The organism is Sphingobacterium daejeonense (genome assembly GCF_901472535.1).
GTDB classification, from domain to species: Bacteria; Bacteroidota; Bacteroidia; order Sphingobacteriales; family Sphingobacteriaceae; genus Sphingobacterium; species Sphingobacterium daejeonense.
Genome location: NZ_LR590470.1, coordinates 245236 through 266474, shown reverse-complemented (window position 1 = coordinate 266474; position 21239 = coordinate 245236). Strand labels below are relative to the sequence as shown.

The following is a 21239-nucleotide window of genomic DNA, read 5'->3' as shown; positions in this document are numbered from 1 at the left end:
AGTCGGGTGACTATTTTCTTTTGTTGTACTCCGTTATTTCACTTGGTGTGGGGAATTGCATGTTGTCCTGAACGGGAATAAACTGTTCGACAATTTCTTCAACCTCCCTGTTGATACGGAAAAAATTGTCCAGTAGGATTTCTTCTTTCCGACCACCGAAGTCGTAATAGGTAGGTAGTTCCCGATAACTTGCTTCTTCCTTTTTGATGGCTTCCATGTCCAGATTGACGCGGCAATTGACCGCCGTGGTCTCGTATTTGCCCGTATAAGTTTCCATCGTATCACGGGCAACGATGCCGACAATTTCACCCGCTTTTAATGATGCTATCTTTCCGGCGGGTATCAGCGGTTCAAGTTTTTCATTCAGGGATAGCGAGGTTTTCGTACGGTCGATGCTTAGGCTTTCACCCGTTTGCTTGACCTTGCCAAACAGACGTTCCAGCCACTCCAAAGTTTCTTTGCTCCTGACCGCACCGGACAGTACATTCCCCATGATGGACGTGATGGTTTCGGCCGTTTCCTTGCCGTATTGTTGACGTAACATAGGCAACTCCTGAAGCCCCAAAACCACCCCAGAAAAATTGGATCTGCTCTGTGCCACCAATAGGTCAACACGGTGAATATAGAGGCTTGGAGCCTCATCCACCACTAAACCGATGGGTAAATTGCCTTTCGTATTGATAAGTTTCGTAACCCGATTAAGTACTACCGACAGGCAGGCGGAGTTGATGCTCTGCGTGCTGGGATCATTGGCAAGCACCAAAACACCGGGGGTGTTTGGGATTGCTGACCTGTAGTTCGAAATCATCGCCAGCGAACACCCAAAATGTTTCTTTGGTGGCCATCCGGCTGATAAAGATTTTGAGCGTTCCGACCTGCCCCTCCAATTGGTCAAATGCCTTTGCCTTGTAGGCGGACATGAACGGCGATAAAAGGGAACTAAGCTCTCCGTTGCTGAACAATACCGTAAAAATCTGTTCATAGGACAGGTTAAGAAAGGCAAGCACATGGGGCAGGCTGGAATAACGGCCGTCCTCGTACCTGCTGAAAAAGAAGATACAGGCGGCAAGGAAATTGACGGCGGACTGCGTGAAAAACTGGTCGCTCCCGCCGGATTTGTCGCCCTTTTTCAAGGCTTCAACAAGTGCTTCGGCTGTTTCCGAAGCATCGGCAAGCGTACCCAGATACTCCCGCTTCATCGGGTTTACCCGTCTGCTCTTTGCCGGGTCGTTGAGATTGATAACATGGAATTTGTAATCCTTGCACCGATTGTCCTGTTTGGCAAGCAGATAGTGATAATAGGCTACCTTGCCGAGATCGGGGTATTTCAAATCGTACAGGCACATCGTGAACGAATTGGCCAGCATTTGGCGGATGATCGGCATGATGACCCCAAACGATTTTCCACTTCCCGGAACTCCGCAAAGAATCAGGCCCCTAAAAATGTTTTCGATGGATAGAAAACCTTTGCGAACTTTCCCTTTGTAATAGAACAATGTCGGGATGTTGATCGAATACGGGCTTACGACGGGCTGGGTCGGCTGCATAAAGGATTCTTCTTCGACGTTCCAGCGATCCTTTCCCAGACTGGTGCTTATGATCTTGGACACGTTATCCATTGCAACGTGTACCAAAACGGCTCCCGCAAACGAACTCGTGACATAGGCAAGGTCAAACCAATTTACTTGCCCCCATATCGGAGCCGCTACACGTCCTTGCAACCACAATCCCGAAAACAGAATGAGCATCCCCAATGCCAAAGGGTAACCGATCTGTGTCTTGGGATTGAGGTCTTTTTTCTTTCGGCTCAATGTTCCAACGGAGACCAGACAGATCAGTACGAACGTAAAGAGTTTGCTGTTTATCAGTTCGGCATAGAACGGCACCCTCGAAAGCCTTTCCGCAAATAGGAACAACCCGCTATCGGTTGTTCCTGTCAAGACGAACCTATCTACATAGAAAAAAAGAAAGGCTTCGAGGACAACGGATAGGTAGATGCCAAATTGCAGGGAACGGTAAAGCCCCAGCTGTTCTTTGGTTTCTTCCATAAATATTTTTTTTATCGGTTGGAAGGAGGGCTTCGCCGTTCCTCCATAATAAATTGGGTTATTTATCAGTACTAAGCCTTCAATCTGGTTAGCAGAAGGCTTCCATAAAGTCAGCTTTGAAAGGTTAGATAAAGCCGGTTTAAAAAGTGTCGGCTTTCAGAATATCTCCGTACTTTATTTTTAGGTTGACAGTACGGCCTGAAATCTGTTTTTCGGTAAGACTTACCTTAAGTACCTTACTGCCGGGAAAGGTGGCCTTTTTCAGTACGAACACATTGCGGTGTCTTTTCTCAAACTCCTTTAAAGTTTGGTATTGCCAAAGGGGGTTGATTTCCACGGTCTGCACGTTCGTTGCTTTGGTGATCTTCTTGTCCTCGATGAAAAAACGGAGTTCGTCCACATTGTAGGAAACATTTGATGTGTTTGTAAATGAAATATCCAGGAAGATGTAATCACCCAATGTGCTGATACCATTAAGTACAATACCCACACCGTTTTCCTGTGTGCTTCTTACAGGATGATGAACACCTTTTGTAAGCAGACCGAATGCGAGGTTTTTCATCTGGCTACGGCTCAATCCGATTTCCGAAATTTCCAAAGGGCGGGTGTGTTCCGGTTTTGATTTCCAGCATGGCCGGAATGCTCTTATCATCAATCAATAATGGCGCCGTCAAGCGGTATTGCGCGAAGTAATTATCGCCTACAATGGTAACCGCTCCAAGTTCGTAATCGAGGCGTTCTGTCAGCATGGTGTCCTCATTTAATTTGATTCGCAACACGTTGTCAAGTGGCAGGTCACCTGATACATGGTGCGAAGCAATATCAACATACTGTATAGGTTCTGGCGAAAGGATATGCAGCGTATGTCCTTGGTGCAAAGGAAGTTCGGGAAGTGCTCCTAACCGGGTTTCCGTAGCTTGTTGACTATGGGCGGAATATCCGATACAGCACAAAAGGAAAAGGATTAGAAAATGATGTTTTTTTTTCATGGTGAAATCTTAAATGGTTTTACTGTTTATAATTTTGTTGGTTTTGGCGGAGAGCTTGGAGGATCGATGAGGTAGACCATCGTGTTGTATTTCAGTTTCGCCCTGTTCTTCCGTATATGCTTTGATACGGCGGTCGTTGTGGATTGGAACATCCGCTGGATGGCGCTCATGACCAATTGGCTGTTGTTTTCCGCTTGTTGTTGCAGGTTAACTCCCTGCGTGGTGTTACCGCCGAGCTCCCGGCTAAACTCCCTGAATGCCGAAGCGGGCACGTACAGTCCGGGTGAACCGTCATTATCATAGATTTCCAGTCGGACAGGCAATATGTTGTTGCCGTACATAATGGAAGTGATGGTGAGCAGTACCCGTTGCCCTGAAAAACCGGAAATTTTTGCAAATACGTGGGTACCTTTCTTGACCACGTGCGGGCCGACCAATAGGTCATCCATGAGCCGAATGCGCAAACGCGAATCGGCATACCCTGTCATGTTTTCATCGACAATAGCCTGAATGAAAGTATTGTCATTTTCGGGGCGGACGGTGTTGAACGTTCCCTGGCCTGTACCGTATTTGGAGACGGACAGACGGGGCTGGTTTTCGAGTTCCCTTTTTGCTTCTTCCATACGTTCACGTTCCATGCGGGCTGCCTGTTCGTCGGGATCGTTTGCCCTTGCCATGCTGTCCGCATAGGCCATCTGTTTGCGGAAAAGTTCCATCGGATCGGCCTTATCGGGCATGGCTCTCGTCGGTTCACGTTTTCGCTGTAATGAGGAAAGAGCCTGTTGTAACGCTCGATCTTGATCATTGTTTTCCGAATCTCTAGTAGTGAAAACAGGTCGCTGATTTTTGATTGCCCGTTCGATGGAATCAAGCCTGCGCTTTTCTTCCTCGTTATACATTTCATCAAAACGAAACTGTTCGGCTCTTTCTTCCTGTAGCTGGCCTATTGCTGTATAGCCATCACCATGGCGGTACTGTTCACGATAGGCGGCAAGTTTGTCCGAAAGCGCACGTTTTTTCACATCTTCCGATACTTCGGCAATCTGTCCCTGCAGGGGATCGCCCTCTTGGTGTGGTACTTCATCCTTCGCAAAGCCTGTCTGGTACACGTAAAAGAACAGGCATAGAAAAGGCAGCACTATGATTGGCAGCACATAGCGCGGTTGTCTGAAATTGATTTTCATGTTTGTTGGATTATATTAGGGTGAGTTGTGGGGTTTGTTGGCTTCGGACAGTCGTTTTTCGAGTATCTGCATCCTGTCGATGGCACTTTCCATAAGAAGGCTGTCGGCACTGTTTAACTGTTCCTTTTGCATGAGTGTGTCAAGGACAGCGCGGATTTCAAGCAGTTCTTTTAAAGCTGAAACGGTGGTAACAATACCGCCCATTCCATCCATTAGGGGCTGTTGCATGGAAAGTTGTAAGGGTTCTTTCTTCGGTATTTCCTTTGGGAGAAAAAGAAAGCAACTGGCAGAAACGAGGATGCTCAACACCATTACCGAAAATACCGCACGTGGCCGGGCTTCAAGAAACCGTTGGGTACGTGTGATGCTCCCATCGATGTACTTGCCAAACTCCTTATAAAAAGCTGCCCATACCGTAGTATCGGGTGGTCGGTTAGAAGTTATTTTTTTGAACATAGGATATATCTTTGTTTTCGAGTGTTTTCCATCGGGTTATCAGTACACCGTGACCATTGTTCTCCGTACGCATTTCAAGGTCCCGTAAATAGCCCTCGGTGACCAGCGAGCGTATTACGGTAGAGCTGCGCCGATCTATGGTCTGTTTGCCATAAAACTTAAAGTATTTCTTTACCGGATCGACATGGATGGAATCTGTCTGGATGGTGAGCACGGAGCTAGATGATAGCACGGAGTTGAAAAATCCCTTTTTCCCGCAAGTTGTTGTACTGCAAAGCACCGGATTCATCGATCAGGTACATAGCTTTTTTCATCTGGTATTCGATAAACTTATCGTCAGGTGCAAGGGTAAAGAATAGTGAATGAAATGAGTTGATGTGTGTGCGGTATTCAATGGGTCTATTTACCTCGACGTCGGTTTGGTTTGCGGACATGGGTACATTATTGGCATCAAGTATGTACACGGATTTCCGTGCATTGCCGACCTGTTTGTAGGCAAAAAAAGATACCGCCACCACCATGAGCAGGGCGGCGATCAGGCTTGCCCCTGCAATAAAAGTGGCAAGCCTGATCTTGGCTTCGATATTTTTTATTATCATGAAATGAAGTGTTTAAAAGGTTTAAAACTTGGCGATCAGCTTTCTTGCCGTACGGGCTGCGTTGGAAGCACCGCGGCCCATCGTGGCGGCTGCCGAGGTGATGCCGGATGTCGATACGATCCATGTGCTGATACTCGGCACGGTGAGCATGGTCAGTCCTCCGATCAGGAATGTCACGATGACGATGCCAAAACTTAAAATCCCGTTGCCCGCAAACCAGCCCATTTTCTCCAATGTGTCGCCCGTGCTTTCAAGGAGTTGTTGATACCTTGTAATCTCGGCTTCCATTGCATACTGTTGGAACAGGCTGGCTACGTGCATGACCAGATAGGCAATGCCGGAATAGAGGTTAACGGCGATAAACCGGGCTATCCATGTACCAAAGGAATCCCTAAAGGCAGGCAGGATACTTACGGCAACACTAAACGGGCCTAAAATGATAAGGATGCTCGAATAGATGATCTGGATAATGAATATAATATAAACGCAGATGCGCAATACCAGACGGCCAACGTTTCTAAGGTATAGGTCGCCAGTAGCTGCAACCCCACTTGCATACGGTTTTTAAGTTCAACGATTGGGTTCCATACCGAAGCAAAACCCTCCTTTACGGTTGATGTGACCGCATCCCATGCCTGTCCGTACCATGTATCCGCTTCTTTTTCGGCGATCTCGGTTTCGGCCTGTATCGTGGTCAGTTGGTCGGCAACGTCCACCATGAGTTTTGCACGTTGCAGGCGTAGGTTATTTACTTCGATCTGCCCGCTGTCAAACAGGCTTTCCGTCTTGGCGGCAACGATGTCCGTGGGATAGGCAAGTACGCGTGTGAACGTTCCCCACCAGATGATGACCATGACCAGCCCGAACGGCCGCAACAAGGGCATGATTTCCATTTTTTTGTCGCCCGCCATCATTTCGTAGGATTTGATGGCAAAGAATATGAGCATGAAAATGGCGGCAAGGGCCTGTGCATCGGTGATGAACGTATCGAAGTGCGTCCAGATCGTGTTTTTCATGCCTTTGAGAAAGTGCATGACACCCTCCTCATAGACACCGTTCCCCTGTAAAAAATTGAACGTGTCTTTAAAAGAGTCCGGCACATTTACAGGATTTCCCTGCAATAAAAAACGAGGCATTAGCCCCGTCATGTTGATAAAGTCCATAAAGTAATCTGATTTTGGTTATTGGGTTCTTTTTAGGATGTCCTCCGCAATCTGTACATCGGAACGACCGCCACCAAACTCCGGCAGATCGGGGCTGTCACTTTGCATGCGGTCACGGTTCTTTGCCAATAAAAGGAATTTGGTGGCATAGTTCTTTTTGGCCTCCCATGCGGACAGTAGTTTTCTATGGTCTCCAAGCAAACGGTGATAGGCCATGATACGGCTGCCTCGGTCAAGCGTGGTCGTTCGGGCTGCTTCCAACCGTTCTTTGAGTTCTGCACGTTCTTCGCCGTACCATTCCAATAGACCCTTTATTTCTCAAATAATCCCTCACGTCCGGTGAAAGTCCGGAGAGTGGATCGGCCTCTGTTCCGTCGATAAGGTTTCCAAATTCCCTGCGGTAATACAGGAGCCATAAAGGGTCGGCATCTGTAACCAGACCGGAATAATTGAGGGCTTCGGTAACTGCCACATTTCGGATGGTATCTGCGTGTTTTTTAAAGGCTTCGTCCGTCTGTTGCATGGCCAGTACCATCCCCATGCGCAAGGTCTGCGGGCCTGTACCGCTCAACGGTCGACGGTCGGTCTTGGGGTAGTTGGGGTGCCACGCCCAGGTGAGCCAATATTGGTAGTTGAGACCGAGAAAGCCACTTGTCGGCGTAAACTTCTTGCGATCCCATTGCTTGTGAACCATGCGCTCATGTTGGTGTACGATATGTTTGTCGGTCTGTCGCTTCACGTTCTGGGCCATTGTTCCCGTGATGGAAACAGGCACAACAGTAAGCCGGTGATAAATATTCTATTCATGTTCAGCCCTTTAGTAGATAATAGTTTCGTATGATCTCGTCCGCTTTACGTTTGTCCATGTTGATGAAATTGCGGTAAGGGTTTGCCATTTTCAGTACACCGTTGATTTTTGCCCAATACATTGATCTTTCCATACTGAATACCAATGCCCGTATAACTTTTAGTTCCAAAATGATTTTCCGCATGAGGTGATCTCTTTTTTCATAGTCCATCAATACGTTTTTTCCCTCTTGGAGAACAAAATCGGAGACTTCGGCAGCAAGGTTTATTCCCCTGTCTTTGAGCTGCCGGGCAACGTCTTCGGCAAAGAGCAATAACCACGGTTCTCCTTTGGCGGTTTCCAGCATTTTTGTGCTGTGCGTGGCAATGTCCTGAACGAGCCTTGAAATATGGAACGCGGAGCGGCCGGACTTCAACGCCCGATCCACTTCGGTCAATGATCGGTGGATCATGTTCTGGACCAGCACGACGGAAGAAAGGTTAACATTGATGTCGTCGATCCGTCCTCGGATATTGCCCAGCATGTTGTTATGGGTCTGTTCGGAAACCAACCTTACCGCGCCGTTCTCGTTTACGATGGCGAGGTGCTTGGCATCATAGATAATGGTTACATAGCTTTGTCCAAAGGCAAGCGTCGAAAAGCATATAAACAGCACGGATATAAGTTGTTTCTTCATGGCTTAAATCCCTCCAATTGCCTTAAGATATTATCAACTATACGCTTGTCCTCATTGATGTAACCCGAAAACGGATTTAGGGAATCAAGTAGCTTTTTTCGTGTCGAATAGTATAGGGTAGCTGCAAGTCCTCGCGATGCTCCTGCGATCTTCCGAAGCTCCTGCAGGACGTGTCCGTAAAGTATTCTCCTGTCGCTTGCTTTCATCTGGTTAAGGTCACCGATACTGATAAAAAGTCCGGTCAGGTAACGTGCCAACTGCACGGCTTTTTCTGCCATATCCTTTTCCGCATCGATGGCGAGCAATAGAAATTCGGGATGTGCGGAAACGATGCCGATAATCCTTTTTTGTTGGTTTATGATGTCGGTGACAATTGGCGCGGATTCAAGCCCCATACTAAGCCCCTGCAATGCTGTTCCCAAAACCTGAAAACGGCTGTGCAGTTCTCGGTAACGGGTTTTGAGTTTTGAGGTTTCTTCTTTGTTTACTTCCTCGTTAGCCGAGGTAATGGCCTGTCGGTTCCGTGCGGTGATCTGGCGGTCGTATTCATCTTTGCTGTGTTCGACCAATTGGTGGAGCAGTTCCACGTTGAGCTGTGCGGTTGCTCTGGTCAAGCTGGTGGCCAAAAGCAAGAGGGTCAGAATAAAGTATCTCATCGTTTGAGCAATTTTGAATTACGGATAATGTCATCGGCAATCTGTTTGTCGATATTGATAAACCCTGCGTATGGATTGAGGGAGTTAAGGATACCGCGCTGTTTCGCCCAATACATACTTCTGTGCATCCCAAAGGCTACGCCCCGCAGGATGGTCAGTTCTGTACGTATCCGGTTGAGCAGTTTTGCCCGTTCGCCCGCATCCATCAGGTTATCCTTTCCACCTTTCAGCACAAAGGCGCTGACCTCGGCAGACAGGTTCGTCGCCCGTGTCTTAAATTCCTTGAGCCCGCTTCGGCGAACAGCAGGAGTGCCGGATTTCCCTTGCAATGTTCATTGCCTTTTCCACATCGTTAACGATGTCAAGGGAAATACTGGCAATGTCCTTTAGGGTGAGCAGTGAACGGACAACGCCCGATACTTCGCTTAACCCTTTGTAAATCTTATCCTGCAAATCGTTCACGATCAGGAGCTGGCCCTTGACGGCGAGCTGTCCACGCTGGATGAGCGTGGAGATTACTGTTTACGTCATTGAGCTGGCTGTTCATGACCCCTGCATGGACACCCGTCGCAGCTGCCACGGCGGGGTCGATATAAATCTGTCCTCTTGCATAGAAAACGGCAAAGGACAGGATCGTTATTGCAATAAATCGTCTCATGTAAAATCAGGTTTAAAATATTCTCTTTGTGTGCTGGCGGGCGCGTTGTTCTCGTTCACCCTTTGCACAAAATCGCCCAATGCAAGACCGCTCTTTTCCATGTCGGACACGAACGCCGTTAGGGCTTTTGGGTAGCTGCCATGATGTTTGGCATAAATCTCCACGGCGCTTTTTTCGGGTTTTTCGGTCGTGAATGCCAAGTGGTGGTACATGCTGACCTCCACGCCGTAAACTTCACCTGTATTTCCACGCCGGATATAGAACTCGTTGAAACGGGCACGTCCGTCTTTGTTGTCGAGACGGTTGATCGTGAAAATCTTCTTCTGCTCGGCTTCGCCTATGGAAAGCACTTCGGCGACCTTTCTAAAGTCGGCTTCGTTCTGTTGGAGCAGGATGATGGTGTCCGAATTGTTTATGATGCTGTCCTTGATTATGGGGTTGCCGATGATGTCGTTGATCTCCTGTGTCACCTCGATGATTTCCCCCCAGAATTTCCGTACGGTCTTGTTCAGGTATAAAAGGAAATTCGCCATCATGGGCGACGAAATGGCCCGCCATGCTTCTTCCAATATCAGCGTTTTCCGGCGGTTCTTCCGGTGGCGCATCTTTTGTACGAACAGATCCATAATGATGAGCGTGACAATTGGCAGGAGCGTTTTATTATTCTGTATATTGTCAATTTCATAGACTATGAACCGTTCGTTGAACAGGGATTGGTCGGCATCTTCGTTCAGTATCGCTTCGTATTCACCCCCTCTGTAAAACTTCTTTAATACAAACCGAAATTCCTCCACGTCAAAAGCAATGCTTTCTTCGTTCCTTATATCGGGGATTTTCTGAACGGCAAATTCATAAAAGGAATTGAAGTCCAACCTGTCTACACGGTCTTCGATGGCCTTATCGAAATGATGGGCGTAATAGGCTGAAATGACATTGGAAATTACGTCACGCTCGACAGTGGATACCGAACCTCGGAACTTTTCCAGAGCAGACAGATCAACGTTATCAAAAAATCCTTTTTCTCGATGTTGTATTCTTCCTCGCTGATCGCAAAGGGGTTCATCGTAATGGGCTTTTCCTCCGAATAGGTGATGTACTTGCCCCCGTAGGTACTGCAAAGACCGGAATAGGAATGTCCCACGTCCACGATCACCACGTCCATGTTGTATTGCAGGTACTGCTGACAGATCGCATTTATGGCATAACTTTTACCCGTACCACTGCTCCCCAAAACGAAGCGATTGCGATTTTTTATACGGCCTGTCCTCATAACCAAATCCGATGGGTCAATCGCCACGGGCACCCCTTGAACGGTCGGTAAACCTTAACAGAAACTCCGAGGGTTCGTCCGTCGGTAGCCGTTCCTTGAAAAAGAAACAAAGCGCGGCATCAGCTGTCGTCAGGAACCAATCGTATTTTTTCAGTTCCACGCCAACACCCGGCAGGGCACAACGGAAAAGTTCCAATTGGTTGTAAGCATTGCGTGACGGGATGATCCCTTGCTGGAACAGGGCGGCTTCGATAAAATTGGCCGTCTTGTCGATCTTGTCCGTATCGGCACATACGATCATGGAATAATGTGCATTTACCAATAACTGGTTATCACGTGCTACGTCCACCAATAAACGGTCGATGTCCTCCACGCACATGAGGTTGGCCGGATCAGGTACACTCGAATGCCTTTTACGCTTTACTTCAAGTTTACCGAGCGTGATCTGTTGGCTGGGTATCTCCAATAATTGGTTATAGATAATGGTGCGGTAACCCGGAACATTGTGCAGGAAAAAAAGGTTGTCCACCGGAAAATCGCGCATACCGTTCGTTTCATTTTTGGCCGTGAACGTTCCGACCTTTTCGGGCAGGTCAACCGAATCGGTGCCCACCATGCTGATACAGCGGACGGTTCGGTCACCGATCTGCAACCCGCGGTCTCCGCAGCGGAGATTGTCCAATGTGATGTGCGGCTGTTCAAACTCTACGGCGAGCACCCTGTTTACGAAACGGTTTATTTCCGCTTCGGTAAGGTATGCTGGGTTAAGTGCGGCGCCGGAAAGCAGATCAAATACTTTGGCCATGTTCTGCCCGAAAGTGGCCAGCACTTTTTTGTCATACGTATAGAATGCCCCTTTTTTGACCAGACGGGTAACGGTCAGATAGGTTCTGATCTCGGTATATTCCCGACCTTCAAAATGTTCTTGGTATTTCTGTTCCAAGAACTCGGTTGCAGGTTTGGGGCGGTATTTCCGTTTGATGAATACGTCGTGCTTTTGGATGATATGTCCCTCGCCAAGTATCTTGATGACGTTAAGCAATACCTGTTGGAAAGCGGTATAGGCTTCGGGATCGGCACCATACTGTAAGACAGGATTGGTCAGTCGCATCACGACTGAAAAATCGCCACGCTCACCGTACAGTATGGACATTCCCTGATAATGGTCAATACCCACGTAGGGCATTTCAAAGGCTGTCTTTCTCTCTGTTCTCATAGCTGATCGATAATTTTGCGGTATGGATAAATACGCCTCGGTGGCGGGTTTTGTCATGGAGACCGTTACCCTGTTTCATGAATGTATAGGCAAGTCCTGCACCCATCAGGGCAAGGGTGGCAAAGCCGCCCAGGATCAGGTTGGTCAGTGCGCCGATAAGCCCACCGATGGCCAGGCCGCCGATAAGGGAGCCTATGCCCCAATAGATAAACTTACCCTTGAAACCGCGGTAAATAAGGGGCTTTTGCAGCCCCTTATAGATCGGATAACGCTCTTGTGTCATACGCCGAAAAACGCTTTGATGACCACCGACACGAGTACCAAGAACAGGCAGGAACCTCCCCATGACATCAGTTCCTTATTGATGTCCTGATCTCCGCTGTTCCACTTGATGTACACCCGTATTCCCCCGATCAGGCCGACGACCGCGCCGATCGCCAAAATGAGCGTCGAAATGGGGTCTACATAGCTGGTGAGCGATGATGTGGCGGCATCGATACCCACGGTACCACCTTGTGCGAATGTTGATTGGGCCGCGGAAAGGCAAAGCGCGGCCATTGCAAACAGTTTTTTAGTGTTTACTGTCATAGAGATAATGGATAAAAAGTGAATAAAAAATGATTGGATTGTCAGTTTACCCCGAAAAGGGCCTTTAGTGCGGCGCCGACGAGCGACAGGAACAGGCAGGAAAAGAACCATCCCATGACCTGCGCATCGATGTGGTGCTTGCCGGACTGCCAGTTGCTGTACACCCGCAAACCGCCGAGCAGTCCGCACACGGCACCGATGACAAAGGCAAGGTCAGAGAAGTTGTAGTACCACGTATTGACTTCCCTGCGCACTTCCCTAAATTCCGCAAGGCCGGGCTGGGCGGTTGCGTACAGGTCAAAAAAAATGGCAGTGAGGAATACTGCCACAAAGCGGATTGGTCGCATAATGGATTCAATAAGGGATGGCTTTGGTGTACTCGATAACGTCGTTCTGTACGAGCGATACGAGCTGCTTTAGGTTTATGCCTCCTGTGGATTGCAGGGGGCCGGACGAGATAACGGGTTTCCCCTCGGTTACTATAGGTTCGTTTTCTCTTTTGGATGGTTCGGGAATAACCCTTTCTGGCGGTGAATCTTCATCAAATGTCAGTTCGTTTCCTCCATCGGCCGCCCGTGGAGCACGGCGGTGGATAAAAAGGTCATACAGTACGTTTAGGGCATAGTAAATGCCATAGATGGCGATAACGCCGAGCAGGAATTGTGTCCAGTTCATAGATCAAGGGTTTTAATGTGTTCTTTGATGTACCGGGTGAGTTCGGGATGGGTTTTTAGAAATTGGTGCAGGCTGAAAGACATGATCTTTGTCATGTTAATGTCTTTGGCAACATTCAGTTTTTTGAGCAGAAAAAGGGTCTTGTCGTCCAGGCGGATTAGTAACCGTTCACGTCCGGTCAGTTCATGGTTTTGGATACTTTCAAACAGGCGTTCCAGCGTTTCCGCTTTTTTCTTTGGTGTCTCCCTTTTGCCCTGCAGGGGGATTTCTTATGGCTGTGGCGGTTCCCCTTTCCGTTTGGAATCCGCAGCGCGTCGGCAAGGATTTTTATTGAGATCAAGGTGATACTTGCTTGGCGATGTACTGATCATAGATAAGGTCCAGTAATGGCAGGATAACGGGATACAGGATGCTCGGTGTGTGTAACGAATTTACCCGCTGGAAGTCTATGCGATCCGGCAGACCGGGGGCTACAGTGCCGAACACCCGAAGTACCTTTTCGACTTCCGTGCGGGTTTCGTACTTGACGGTGTTCTTGATACGGTTAGGTACGAAAAACCAAGGGAGCCCGACTGTTGATCTTGCCGATGACCATTGCAAACAGCAATGTCGAATCCACGGAAAATTCGTCAAAGGCAAACGGACAGAGTACCGCATCGGCGGCGGCGAATATGGGTATCAACCCGTCGTCGTCCATCTTGCCCGGCAGGTCTACGAGTACGATTTCGTTCCGTGATTTTTCCAGTTTCCGTTGCATTGCAGGAAAATGGCCAAGATCGGCAGGTACGATTTCGTACAGTGGTTCATTTTCCAAAATCTTTGCTTTCTCGGCTTTGGCGGAAAGTGATTGCTGGTAATCCATGTCAAGTATCGTAACCCGCCGTTCCTGTTGCTGGGCCAGGTAATTGGCGAGCAGCAGGGTGAGCGTACTTTTTCCCGCCCCGCCTTTTTGGTTTCCAATGAGTATGAGCATAGTGCATTGTGTTAATGGTGTTGTTGATAAAGGGGTGTCAACGGGTATTTGTGCGGGCCTTGCGCTTACGCCTCCGGTTGCGCCCGTGGATCGCCTCGTCGTCGATGTCGTCGGAAATATCGATCTGGATATTCGGTATCCATTGATCGGCTGTTCCCTGTACATGATCGGCAACTATGGTGGTTTCTTCGGATACCGATTTCCGTTCTTTTTCGTTCGGCTCTGCGAAGTCGTCTTTGGCTGATTGCACATAACCGTTCTCGGTGACTGTTTCTTCCGGCCGGGATACACGCCCCTTTAAAGTAGGTTTCGTTATATCCGCTTTAGGCGATATTTTGTGTCTGTCTTCCGATGGTGTGATAAATTCTGCCAATGGCATGAGGTCTTTGCCTTTATATACCATTTTCCTCGAATGGTCAATGATCGTGTAGCCGTATGGCGGTTTTCCGTCCTTACCGTGGAATATGACCTGTACCCCGATTTTGGCCGATAGCATTTGCGCCATTGCTGATGTATAGCCGGATGGAGCGGACGGCCTGTTGCCGGGAAGTGGAGCCGGAGTATGAACCACCGCCGGATCGTATTGGTCTTGATATTTAGCAAAGACTGCCCGGAGCTGCCCAAGCCGACTGATGTCTTTGCTGAAAGTTGCGATCTTGGCGTCCACCTGTTCCAATGACACCGTGCCTTGCCTTTTGCCGTAACGGAAGATCTGATATTCCTTATCACATAGCTTGAGGGAATAGCCCAGTGACCCAAGTACCATCATGAATTGCTCCCGCATGGAGAAACCATAGGTCAGGACTTTTCCGATATCCTTCTCTGTCTGTTGTTTGACGTCCGTGCCAAGGATACGGTTGAGCACTTCGTGGGCACGGATTATCTCGAAGTTGTCGTTTATCTTTTTGCCGTTGCGGCCTACCCGCGTGGAAATGATATGTATATGGTTGTTTGCTGTGTCCTTATGGAATACCAAGAGATAAGGCTGTTCGCCATAACCCATACCGTCCATCCATCGGTCGGCAATGGCAGCAAGCTCATGCTTACTATGCGAGCGACCTTTGCCGGAAATGACTGCGTGCAGCTGCGGAAACTTCGTCCGTTTGCTGGCAGCGGATTGGGCCTCCAGATAATTGACGTAATCCTTTGGGCTGGGATTTTGCAGGGCGTGCAGGGCACCGAAACCCGATACTTTCATCAGTTCCCCTTTATCCTTGTCAACTTTGTCCGTGTTGTAACGCACCCCCCTGAAAGTGGCAGACCGCTTTTAATATCTTGACGATCATGCCTGTCTCCTTATAAGTCTGAGGAGATGTCGGAAGGTCCGTTCCAACCTCCTTTGCAACTGGATATATTCGGTGAACAAGGGGGCAAGGTCACGGATCAGGCTGGGCTGCAAAATTCCCTGTTGTTGCAAGATGTTGGCTTGTTTTCGCCATTTCGTTGATTTTGTTGCCTGACCGACCGATCTCTGTGCCGATACTGTCCAACAGTTTCATGATTTCGGTGGTATTGACCAACATCTTTTTGGAATGTTGTAGTACCCAGATTCGCACGATGTCCGCACGGTTCATGCTAAGTGCTATTTCAAGTTCGAGAAACTGTGCGTGTTCCTCATCGCTCAACCGGAGCTCAAAGCGCCGGTGACGCTGTACATGTCCTGTGGATTTTCGGTCTGCTTTTTTGTATTTCATAGCTTTAATTTGAATTCTTTTTCTTTGTCGGTGCTTTGCAGGATAATGACGAGCTTCGGCCTTTACCTACTCCGGTACATCCCTGTCTCATCGGAACCGCGATGTTCTGCAAGTATGATTTTTTCGTACTTTCCCCTGTAGGTTCGGCGTTGTCGGATTGATATCCATTTAACTTAAATCCCTAAATCTATATGTGGCCATAAAATATCATATCGTCTCCTATCTGGATACAACACCTATAGTGGGATATATGAATATCGATATGCACTGCTTTCTGAATAGCTGTATATCGGATTATCGGAGCATATGGATGCCAATATTTCGGAATGGCAATAGAGCTAGCTTCGGTATGTAACTATATCGGATTACCTATTTAGCTGAACAATCGTTTTCGAATCTCTAAAAATCAGCGCTTCTGCCACGCTCTCTGAAGCTGTACTTCCTGCTCATTTAGGACTGCCCTTAGCATATCGTTGTAATCCTTGTGCGACCCATAAACACCCGAACGGTCTTTAGCCTGTGGTACGGCATCGATCAGCATTTGGGTACAGTTGCGCCCGGGACCGTCGTTGTCGAAATACACGTCCACCTCGGGAATTTCCCTGATCCGCTCGATGGCATTCTTTAACTGGACAATGGAGTTCAGTACAATGGCTGTAGGGGCAGGATCCGGGCGGTTCACTTTGAGCCAACTTAGGCAGTCCATATATCCCTCAAAGAGAACGGCATGTCCAGGCTTACCGGGTATCACGGAAATTCCTTTTTTGCCGATACTGCTCTTGAAGCCTTTGGCATTGGTAAATTCCCAACCCGATTGGTCGTTCTTCCATCCGATGGCATAGAATATACTTTTATTTTCGATATCAAGACGGTTTCTGTAATAGATCTCTTGCATGTATCCATGTGCAATGTCCAATATCCCTCGTCCTTCAAGGTATTTTGTCAGTACAAAGTTTCTGCCGATTGGCTGTGTTCGTACGAGTTCAAAGGCGTATCCTTTCTGCTCTTGTTCTGTAGGGTATTTGACAGGTTCATAAACGGGTATCATGGATACCTGCATATCGCAGGTATCCTTTATCTTTCCCAGTACCTCGACAAAGGAAAGCCCTGGCCAATAGGCAAGGCCGAGCTGGACGATACTACCGCCGTTTATGCCCGTCGAGTTCGGGCCTCCCCGGTCTATCCATTTTCCACCCTCGTCCCATACGGTAAGGGATGGCGTATCTTGCTTGGTTTCCCGTAGCATACTGTGGTAAAATAGTTCCTTGCCCGACCTGCGTACCGGGTAGTGGCCGAGACGGGCCAAGAAGTCCGAAATTGCGATTTCCCGGAGGTCATCCACATTTACATATTTTGACATAAGCAGGGATGGAATAATTAAAGGGGTTTAACCTCCGCATGCGGTAGTTTATCCTTGAACACTTCACTCGTTGATTGGTACCCTAGCCTCATATCATCGATATAGGATAGTACCTTTTTAAAATGGCTGGCACGTTTCAGTGCGGCGGACAAAAATTCGGGATGGTTCAGTATCAGTATAGATGCGTAGTACAGATGCTCATCGTTCCGTCTTTTCAGAAAGTCCACATATTCCGGGAATATGGCAAGCACGGAGTGGCTTCCCGGAATAAAGGTCATTCCTTTTGTGCCGATACAGCCCGAATATTTTTGGGCGCGCACTTCCCATCCTCCGTTTTCGTTCTGCCAACCTGCTGCACAGAAGTCCTTTCGCTTACCCTTTTGATCGATGACATAATAATGGACTTCTTGTATGTTCAGATCGGCAAGTTCCAAAAGATCGCTTTCCAACAGAAAATTGGCAAACTCATTGTTATACCCCAATGGGTGAGCACTGGCGAAACGATAATCGGGTATCCTGATTGCTTTCCGTTTTCGAAGGGGCCTATTTTCTTTTGCTGATCTGGCCTGTATCTCCCGAAGTTTTCCTTCGATCTGTGCGGTAGACAGGTTTGGCCAATAGGTATGGGCAAAATCCATGAGCTTTCCCCCTTTGCGAAGTGAGCTGTCAAACCAACTGTTAAATTGTTGATTAACCGTTAGTACAATTTTGTTATTGCTTCTCTTTCCAAACACACTGGCGTACCCAAATTCAATGGAATTGATTGAAATCGGTTCATGCCCCAATGCTTTGAGCAGGGTTACGAGGTCTGGCGTTTCGTTGGATGGTATGATTTTATTGTAAGATGTCATAATAATTGTTTTTGGAGGTTTATATTAGGATTAGGTCTGCTGGGATTTGCAGATGGTTTCGATATCCATGCGGTCGACCCTCCCCGCTGCGGGTGTGGTCGCCGTCTTGAGAAGGATCAACAGTCCCAGATCGACCCAATGATGTACGTTTTTAGGCCCATACCGCTTGAATGCCTCTGATTTTTTGAGCGGATTTTGGACCTGATAGTTTTGCGCCCATTTCGACAGCAAAGCAAAGCAGTGTCCGCAATTGAAACGGTGTCAAAAGTGAGTCATGGCTTCTTTGGGGTTTAACGGTTTACAGATATAGAGATTAAGATTTTCAATAAAGGAACCGGCAGCGGGCAACGGGCAGCCGAAAAGATCCGTTGTTGCCGATTATGGTAAGTTGTCGGAGCTACTCACGTCAGTCCGTACGGACCGGGCTATCGCCTGCCAATGCGCTTTCAGCATATTGGTATTGCCAAAGCATTGGCTTACCTCACTTTCGCAAAATTTCCCGTTCCTCACGGGATAATGTTTCACTCCTCGATGTCAAAGACCGTTCTTGCTCCGCTATCGCAGCGGATGCGCTTACCTGTCCGCTACGGCAGGTAGGTGATCCGATTGCTCGAAGCCGCTACGGCTTCGAGTTCCGATCTGTCAAAAAAGATTTGGGAAGTGTCGGTAGGTTGTTGTTTGAAGATAAGCCCCTCACGGAGCCATCTATCTACATTGCTACGGCCATACAGACGGTAAGCGTCGGCTTTGGTCAACTGATCTGGAACAGGTTGTTCTTCTTTGATGGCTTTTGCTGTTCCTTGTTCGGCTGCATTTTTTAGCAGCGATGCCAGTTCCGTGTACTTCATTCTACCGATGGTTTTATTCTTCCATTCGGGTACAAAGCACGAAAATTACATAGGGCGAAAACAGTGAAAGGGGGTGAAAGAAAAGTTTCACCCTTTAATAAAAATGTAGGTTGGGATTAAGGTGTAGTGGGATTTTAGGGGATCTAGCAGTGTAGATAAAATGGAAAATAAATTTTGATTAGGGTGTTATGTTGCATTCATTTCCTTCAGAGCTTGGAGGTATTATGGTGCTGGTTTAAATGGTTGACCATCTGAATAAGATGGGCTTTCATTTTCTTGGCAGTAGAATATTCTACATCTAGGGATTTCTTCTGTAGGCTTTCAGGTGAGATGATTAGTGTTCGTGAGGTAGAGAAATTCTTGGAAAAGAACTCAAAGGTTCTAGCTACTTCTCTTTCCCCGAACCAGCCAACCTGCATGGCAAGTCTTATGAACAGCCCAAATTGGGATACTGGCAGGTTGACTTGAAGCTTCCTATTCCCCTGATAGTTCTGTTGATCAATTGCTTCTTTTCTATGAAGTTTTATTTTTTTGGATATATTGGAGCTTTGGGATCTGTAATAGGATTCCAGTTTCTTCGCGGTAATGGAAAATTCATTCGTTTGATATTTCTCAATTAGGATGGATAGCATATCTGTATCTTCCTTAAACTTGACCAATTCATTCGCTTGGTCATAGAGGGACTCTTTTTCAAGCAATGAATACCTGGATCTGTCAATTAAATAGCAGGCTATTGCGGAGGGATCTAGGTCCGAAAGGACCAGAACCTTCTCAATAGCCGTATCGTCAAACCCTTCCATGAATTTTATTCTGTTTAAAACCTTGCGGATTTTGTCAATCTGTCCATAGGTGATTTTTCCGGCCTTTAGTTGGCCACTTACCGTTTTCATAATTAGTTCTCTCAATTTATTACTTGTACCGACGCGTTTAAGCTTAGAGGAAATCGCTGAAAGTTCAGCCCTGATACGAGGCTTATCAAGAGATATAACAAAACGGGACATCTTTAGTCCATAAAATATCCTCGGGCTTAAGTTATCTATATCACAGAGGATATCCTCGATTTGATGGAGTATGCTCAATATTTGATACCGAAGGTATTCTTTGTTTGACAAATAGGTATTTCGGTCGAAAAGCAGAAAATTGTCATAGATGCTATCACTGAGCGCAATCAGTACCTTGGCTTCCCTGATTAGGTCAGTTTCAGAATCAACTGATTTGAACAAAGTTATTGCCAGGTTCAATGAAAATACACTATGCTCTTTTCGATCACGGAAAATGAAAACATCCTTAAGGGACTCAAAGTCTCCTTGGATTAATGACGATTGGATGTTCTGCAGGTCCGATATGAAATCCGTATATGATGCTTTTTTATATTCCAATATAGTTTGCTGTCAGTAGAAAATATTAATGTACCTATAGAAAGAGAAAATTCTGTCCATATGAAACTACCCCGTCAATTTATTTCGCAATTGATCGATCTTAAACTGAAATCCCTTGAAGAACTGGACCCTTTCACGTTCTGAGGTGTGGCTCAAACAGGTCGATTTGGACAGGATTCCCTTTATGACCCTGAGATTGCTTTCTTGGAACCTCATATCGGCGGTCATGATACTGTTTATGGTATAGAGCTTAATGGATGTAACGGATCTTTCATTGACCATACTGACCATTTGGCTGGAACCGAAATCCAATGGGGTTATGTAAAGTTCAAAAGAAGCGCCCTCAACTTTTTCCTTTTCTATGGTATATTTTTCAAGTTTTTCTCTTAAACTTTCAAGTTGATCCAGAAGCTTTCCAAGGGAACCAGGATCTGAAAAACTCCCAATATTTTCGTAATAGTCAAGAAGCCTTAGAAAAGGGTCTATCGTGTTTTCTGTCCAAATTTCTCTTGAGGATACACTTTCGTATTCCTTTTTGAGTTCGGAGAACAGGGGTTCTATATCGTTCCTTTTCATCTTGTATACAAATTCCTCAAATTGCATTTGGTGATCGATATTGCCCATCCATTGCGACCAAACGTACAATTTAAAATATGTAAGTTCGGGAAAGGCCATTAAATGAAAAATAGGAATGTCATCGGCACAGAAGATGATTTCCCTTTTAATTGCAGATCTTGTTTCGACCATGGACTTTATGATGCCATTTATATAGTTCCGATAATTTTCCATATCATTCACATCAACATCCAAATAACGAAAATGGACATATTCGCCCTGCCCATGGAATATTTCGCCAATATCGATCCCGAAATGATCAGAAAGCATCCCTACCTGCTCCATATCCAATGGAACCTCTCCCCTTTCCCTCCTGTAAACTGAAGCATGGCTCATGTGAAGAACACTTGAGACCTCTTCGACCCATTTTTTGGGACCAAAAACTTTTCTCTTTATGATTTCGAACAATTTGGTCTGTTTTTTCATAATCAGCTATTTTAGTTATTACTGGAAATTTCAATTTATCTGTTATTGATGTTCTGAACAAGATTTTACGTCTATAGATAGAATTTAACGAAAAGGCTCCGTTTTTT

General features: G+C 46.9%; 28 protein-coding genes and 1 pseudogene. All 29 read right to left on the bottom strand.

Going from position 1 to position 21239, the window contains the following annotated elements; translation table 11 throughout:
* Positions 1-10: 10 nt before the first annotated feature.
* A complete protein-coding gene (locus FGL31_RS24180) occupies positions 11-760 on the bottom strand; it encodes a TraM recognition domain-containing protein (protein WP_232047117.1) in 750 nt (249 codons plus the stop codon).
* Positions 747-2048 (bottom strand): type IV secretory system conjugative DNA transfer family protein, encoded by a 1302-nt coding sequence (locus tag FGL31_RS24175; protein ID WP_232046162.1) that lies wholly within the window; start codon positions 2046-2048, stop codon positions 747-749. Before FGL31_RS24175 ends, FGL31_RS24180 begins: the two co-directional genes overlap by 14 nt.
* A 139-nt stretch (positions 2049-2187) precedes the next feature.
* The gene (locus FGL31_RS01285) at positions 2188-2646 is read right to left on the bottom strand and encodes a DUF4138 domain-containing protein (RefSeq protein ID WP_171017512.1); all 459 of its coding nucleotides are present in this window, start codon (positions 2644-2646) and stop codon (positions 2188-2190) included.
* Positions 2615-3037 carry a hypothetical protein gene (locus FGL31_RS01280; protein ID WP_138089481.1) on the bottom strand — a complete coding sequence of 141 codons (423 nt, stop codon included), beginning with the start codon at positions 3035-3037 and terminating at the stop codon, positions 2615-2617. The genes FGL31_RS01285 and FGL31_RS01280 overlap by 32 nt, the downstream gene beginning before the upstream one ends.
* 26 nt (positions 3038-3063) lie before the next feature.
* Positions 3064-4221 carry a conjugative transposon protein TraM gene (gene traM / locus FGL31_RS01275; protein WP_138089480.1) on the bottom strand — a complete coding sequence of 386 codons (1158 nt, stop codon included), beginning with the start codon at positions 4219-4221 and terminating at the stop codon, positions 3064-3066.
* A gap of 15 nt (positions 4222-4236) precedes the next feature.
* Positions 4237-4677, bottom strand: coding sequence for a hypothetical protein (locus FGL31_RS01270; RefSeq protein WP_138089479.1), 441 nt, complete (start codon positions 4675-4677; stop codon positions 4237-4239).
* On the bottom strand, positions 4655-4891 hold the full coding sequence (locus tag FGL31_RS30230; protein WP_232046161.1) for a hypothetical protein: 237 nt from the start codon (positions 4889-4891) through the stop codon (positions 4655-4657). The genes FGL31_RS01270 and FGL31_RS30230 overlap by 23 nt, the downstream gene beginning before the upstream one ends.
* A gap of 4 nt (positions 4892-4895) precedes the next feature.
* Positions 4896-5276, bottom strand: a complete 381-nt coding sequence (locus FGL31_RS30225; protein ID WP_232046160.1) for a hypothetical protein — start codon at positions 5274-5276, stop codon at positions 4896-4898.
* A gap of 21 nt (positions 5277-5297) precedes the next feature.
* Complete coding sequence (locus tag FGL31_RS30455; protein ID WP_512745604.1) at positions 5298-5774, bottom strand: TraJ family protein; 477 nt, start codon at positions 5772-5774, stop codon at positions 5298-5300.
* A complete protein-coding gene (locus tag FGL31_RS24155; protein WP_232046158.1) occupies positions 5708-6439 on the bottom strand; it encodes a hypothetical protein in 732 nt (243 codons plus the stop codon). Before FGL31_RS24155 ends, FGL31_RS30455 begins: the two co-directional genes overlap by 67 nt.
* A gap of 18 nt (positions 6440-6457) precedes the next feature.
* A complete protein-coding gene (locus FGL31_RS01255) occupies positions 6458-6742 on the bottom strand; it encodes a hypothetical protein (protein WP_138089478.1) in 285 nt (94 codons plus the stop codon).
* Positions 6743-7248: 506 nt separating this feature from the next.
* Positions 7249-7923, bottom strand: a complete 675-nt coding sequence (locus FGL31_RS01250; RefSeq protein WP_099369430.1) for a hypothetical protein — start codon at positions 7921-7923, stop codon at positions 7249-7251.
* Entirely contained in the window at positions 7920-8579 is a 660-nt protein-coding gene (locus tag FGL31_RS01245; protein WP_138089477.1) for a hypothetical protein, read from the bottom strand. The genes FGL31_RS01250 and FGL31_RS01245 overlap by 4 nt, the downstream gene beginning before the upstream one ends.
* A complete protein-coding gene (locus FGL31_RS24150) occupies positions 8576-8908 on the bottom strand; it encodes a hypothetical protein (RefSeq protein WP_232046157.1) in 333 nt (110 codons plus the stop codon). Before FGL31_RS24150 ends, FGL31_RS01245 begins: the two co-directional genes overlap by 4 nt.
* Before the next feature lie 113 nt (positions 8909-9021).
* On the bottom strand, positions 9022-9159 hold the full coding sequence (locus FGL31_RS24145; protein WP_232046156.1) for a hypothetical protein: 138 nt from the start codon (positions 9157-9159) through the stop codon (positions 9022-9024).
* 74 nt (positions 9160-9233) lie between these two features.
* Positions 9234-10507 (bottom strand): annotated as a pseudogene (locus tag FGL31_RS24140) (TraG family conjugative transposon ATPase).
* Positions 10508-10523: 16 nt separating this feature from the next.
* Positions 10524-11723, bottom strand: a complete 1200-nt coding sequence (locus FGL31_RS24135) for a hypothetical protein (protein WP_232046155.1) — start codon at positions 11721-11723, stop codon at positions 10524-10526.
* Positions 11695-12006, bottom strand: coding sequence for a DUF4133 domain-containing protein (locus FGL31_RS01230; RefSeq protein WP_099369426.1), 312 nt, complete (start codon positions 12004-12006; stop codon positions 11695-11697). Before FGL31_RS01230 ends, FGL31_RS24135 begins: the two co-directional genes overlap by 29 nt.
* On the bottom strand, positions 12003-12311 hold the full coding sequence (locus FGL31_RS01225; protein WP_028069947.1) for a DUF4134 domain-containing protein: 309 nt from the start codon (positions 12309-12311) through the stop codon (positions 12003-12005). The genes FGL31_RS01230 and FGL31_RS01225 overlap by 4 nt, the downstream gene beginning before the upstream one ends.
* Positions 12312-12352: 41 nt before the next feature.
* Positions 12353-12640 (bottom strand): DUF4134 domain-containing protein, encoded by a 288-nt coding sequence (locus tag FGL31_RS01220; protein ID WP_232046154.1) that lies wholly within the window; start codon positions 12638-12640, stop codon positions 12353-12355.
* Between the two features lie 25 nt (positions 12641-12665).
* The gene (locus tag FGL31_RS01215; RefSeq protein WP_099369424.1) at positions 12666-12986 is read right to left on the bottom strand and encodes a hypothetical protein; all 321 of its coding nucleotides are present in this window, start codon (positions 12984-12986) and stop codon (positions 12666-12668) included.
* A 544-nt stretch (positions 12987-13530) separates the two neighbouring features.
* Positions 13531-13959, bottom strand: coding sequence for a ParA family protein (locus tag FGL31_RS01210; RefSeq protein WP_232046153.1), 429 nt, complete (start codon positions 13957-13959; stop codon positions 13531-13533).
* A gap of 37 nt (positions 13960-13996) precedes the next feature.
* Complete coding sequence (locus FGL31_RS01205; protein WP_394366113.1) at positions 13997-15202, bottom strand: relaxase/mobilization nuclease domain-containing protein; 1206 nt, start codon at positions 15200-15202, stop codon at positions 13997-13999.
* A gap of 133 nt (positions 15203-15335) precedes the next feature.
* Positions 15336-15653, bottom strand: a complete 318-nt coding sequence (locus tag FGL31_RS01200) for a hypothetical protein (protein WP_138089474.1) — start codon at positions 15651-15653, stop codon at positions 15336-15338.
* A 406-nt stretch (positions 15654-16059) separates the two neighbouring features.
* Complete coding sequence (locus FGL31_RS01195; RefSeq protein ID WP_171017511.1) at positions 16060-16713, bottom strand: DUF8464 domain-containing protein; 654 nt, start codon at positions 16711-16713, stop codon at positions 16060-16062.
* Between the two features lie 317 nt (positions 16714-17030).
* The gene (locus FGL31_RS01190) at positions 17031-17864 is read right to left on the bottom strand and encodes a DUF8464 domain-containing protein (protein WP_138089472.1); all 834 of its coding nucleotides are present in this window, start codon (positions 17862-17864) and stop codon (positions 17031-17033) included.
* Positions 17865-18448: 584 nt separating this feature from the next.
* Positions 18449-18712: a hypothetical protein gene (locus FGL31_RS01185; RefSeq protein WP_138089471.1), complete on the bottom strand. Its 264-nt coding sequence runs from the start codon at positions 18710-18712 to the stop codon at positions 18449-18451.
* 206 nt (positions 18713-18918) lie between these two features.
* A complete protein-coding gene (locus FGL31_RS01180) occupies positions 18919-20091 on the bottom strand; it encodes a hypothetical protein (protein ID WP_138089470.1) in 1173 nt (390 codons plus the stop codon).
* Between the two features lie 66 nt (positions 20092-20157).
* Complete coding sequence (locus tag FGL31_RS01175) at positions 20158-21132, bottom strand: hypothetical protein (protein ID WP_138089469.1); 975 nt, start codon at positions 21130-21132, stop codon at positions 20158-20160.
* Between the last annotated feature and the right edge of the window lie 107 nt (positions 21133-21239).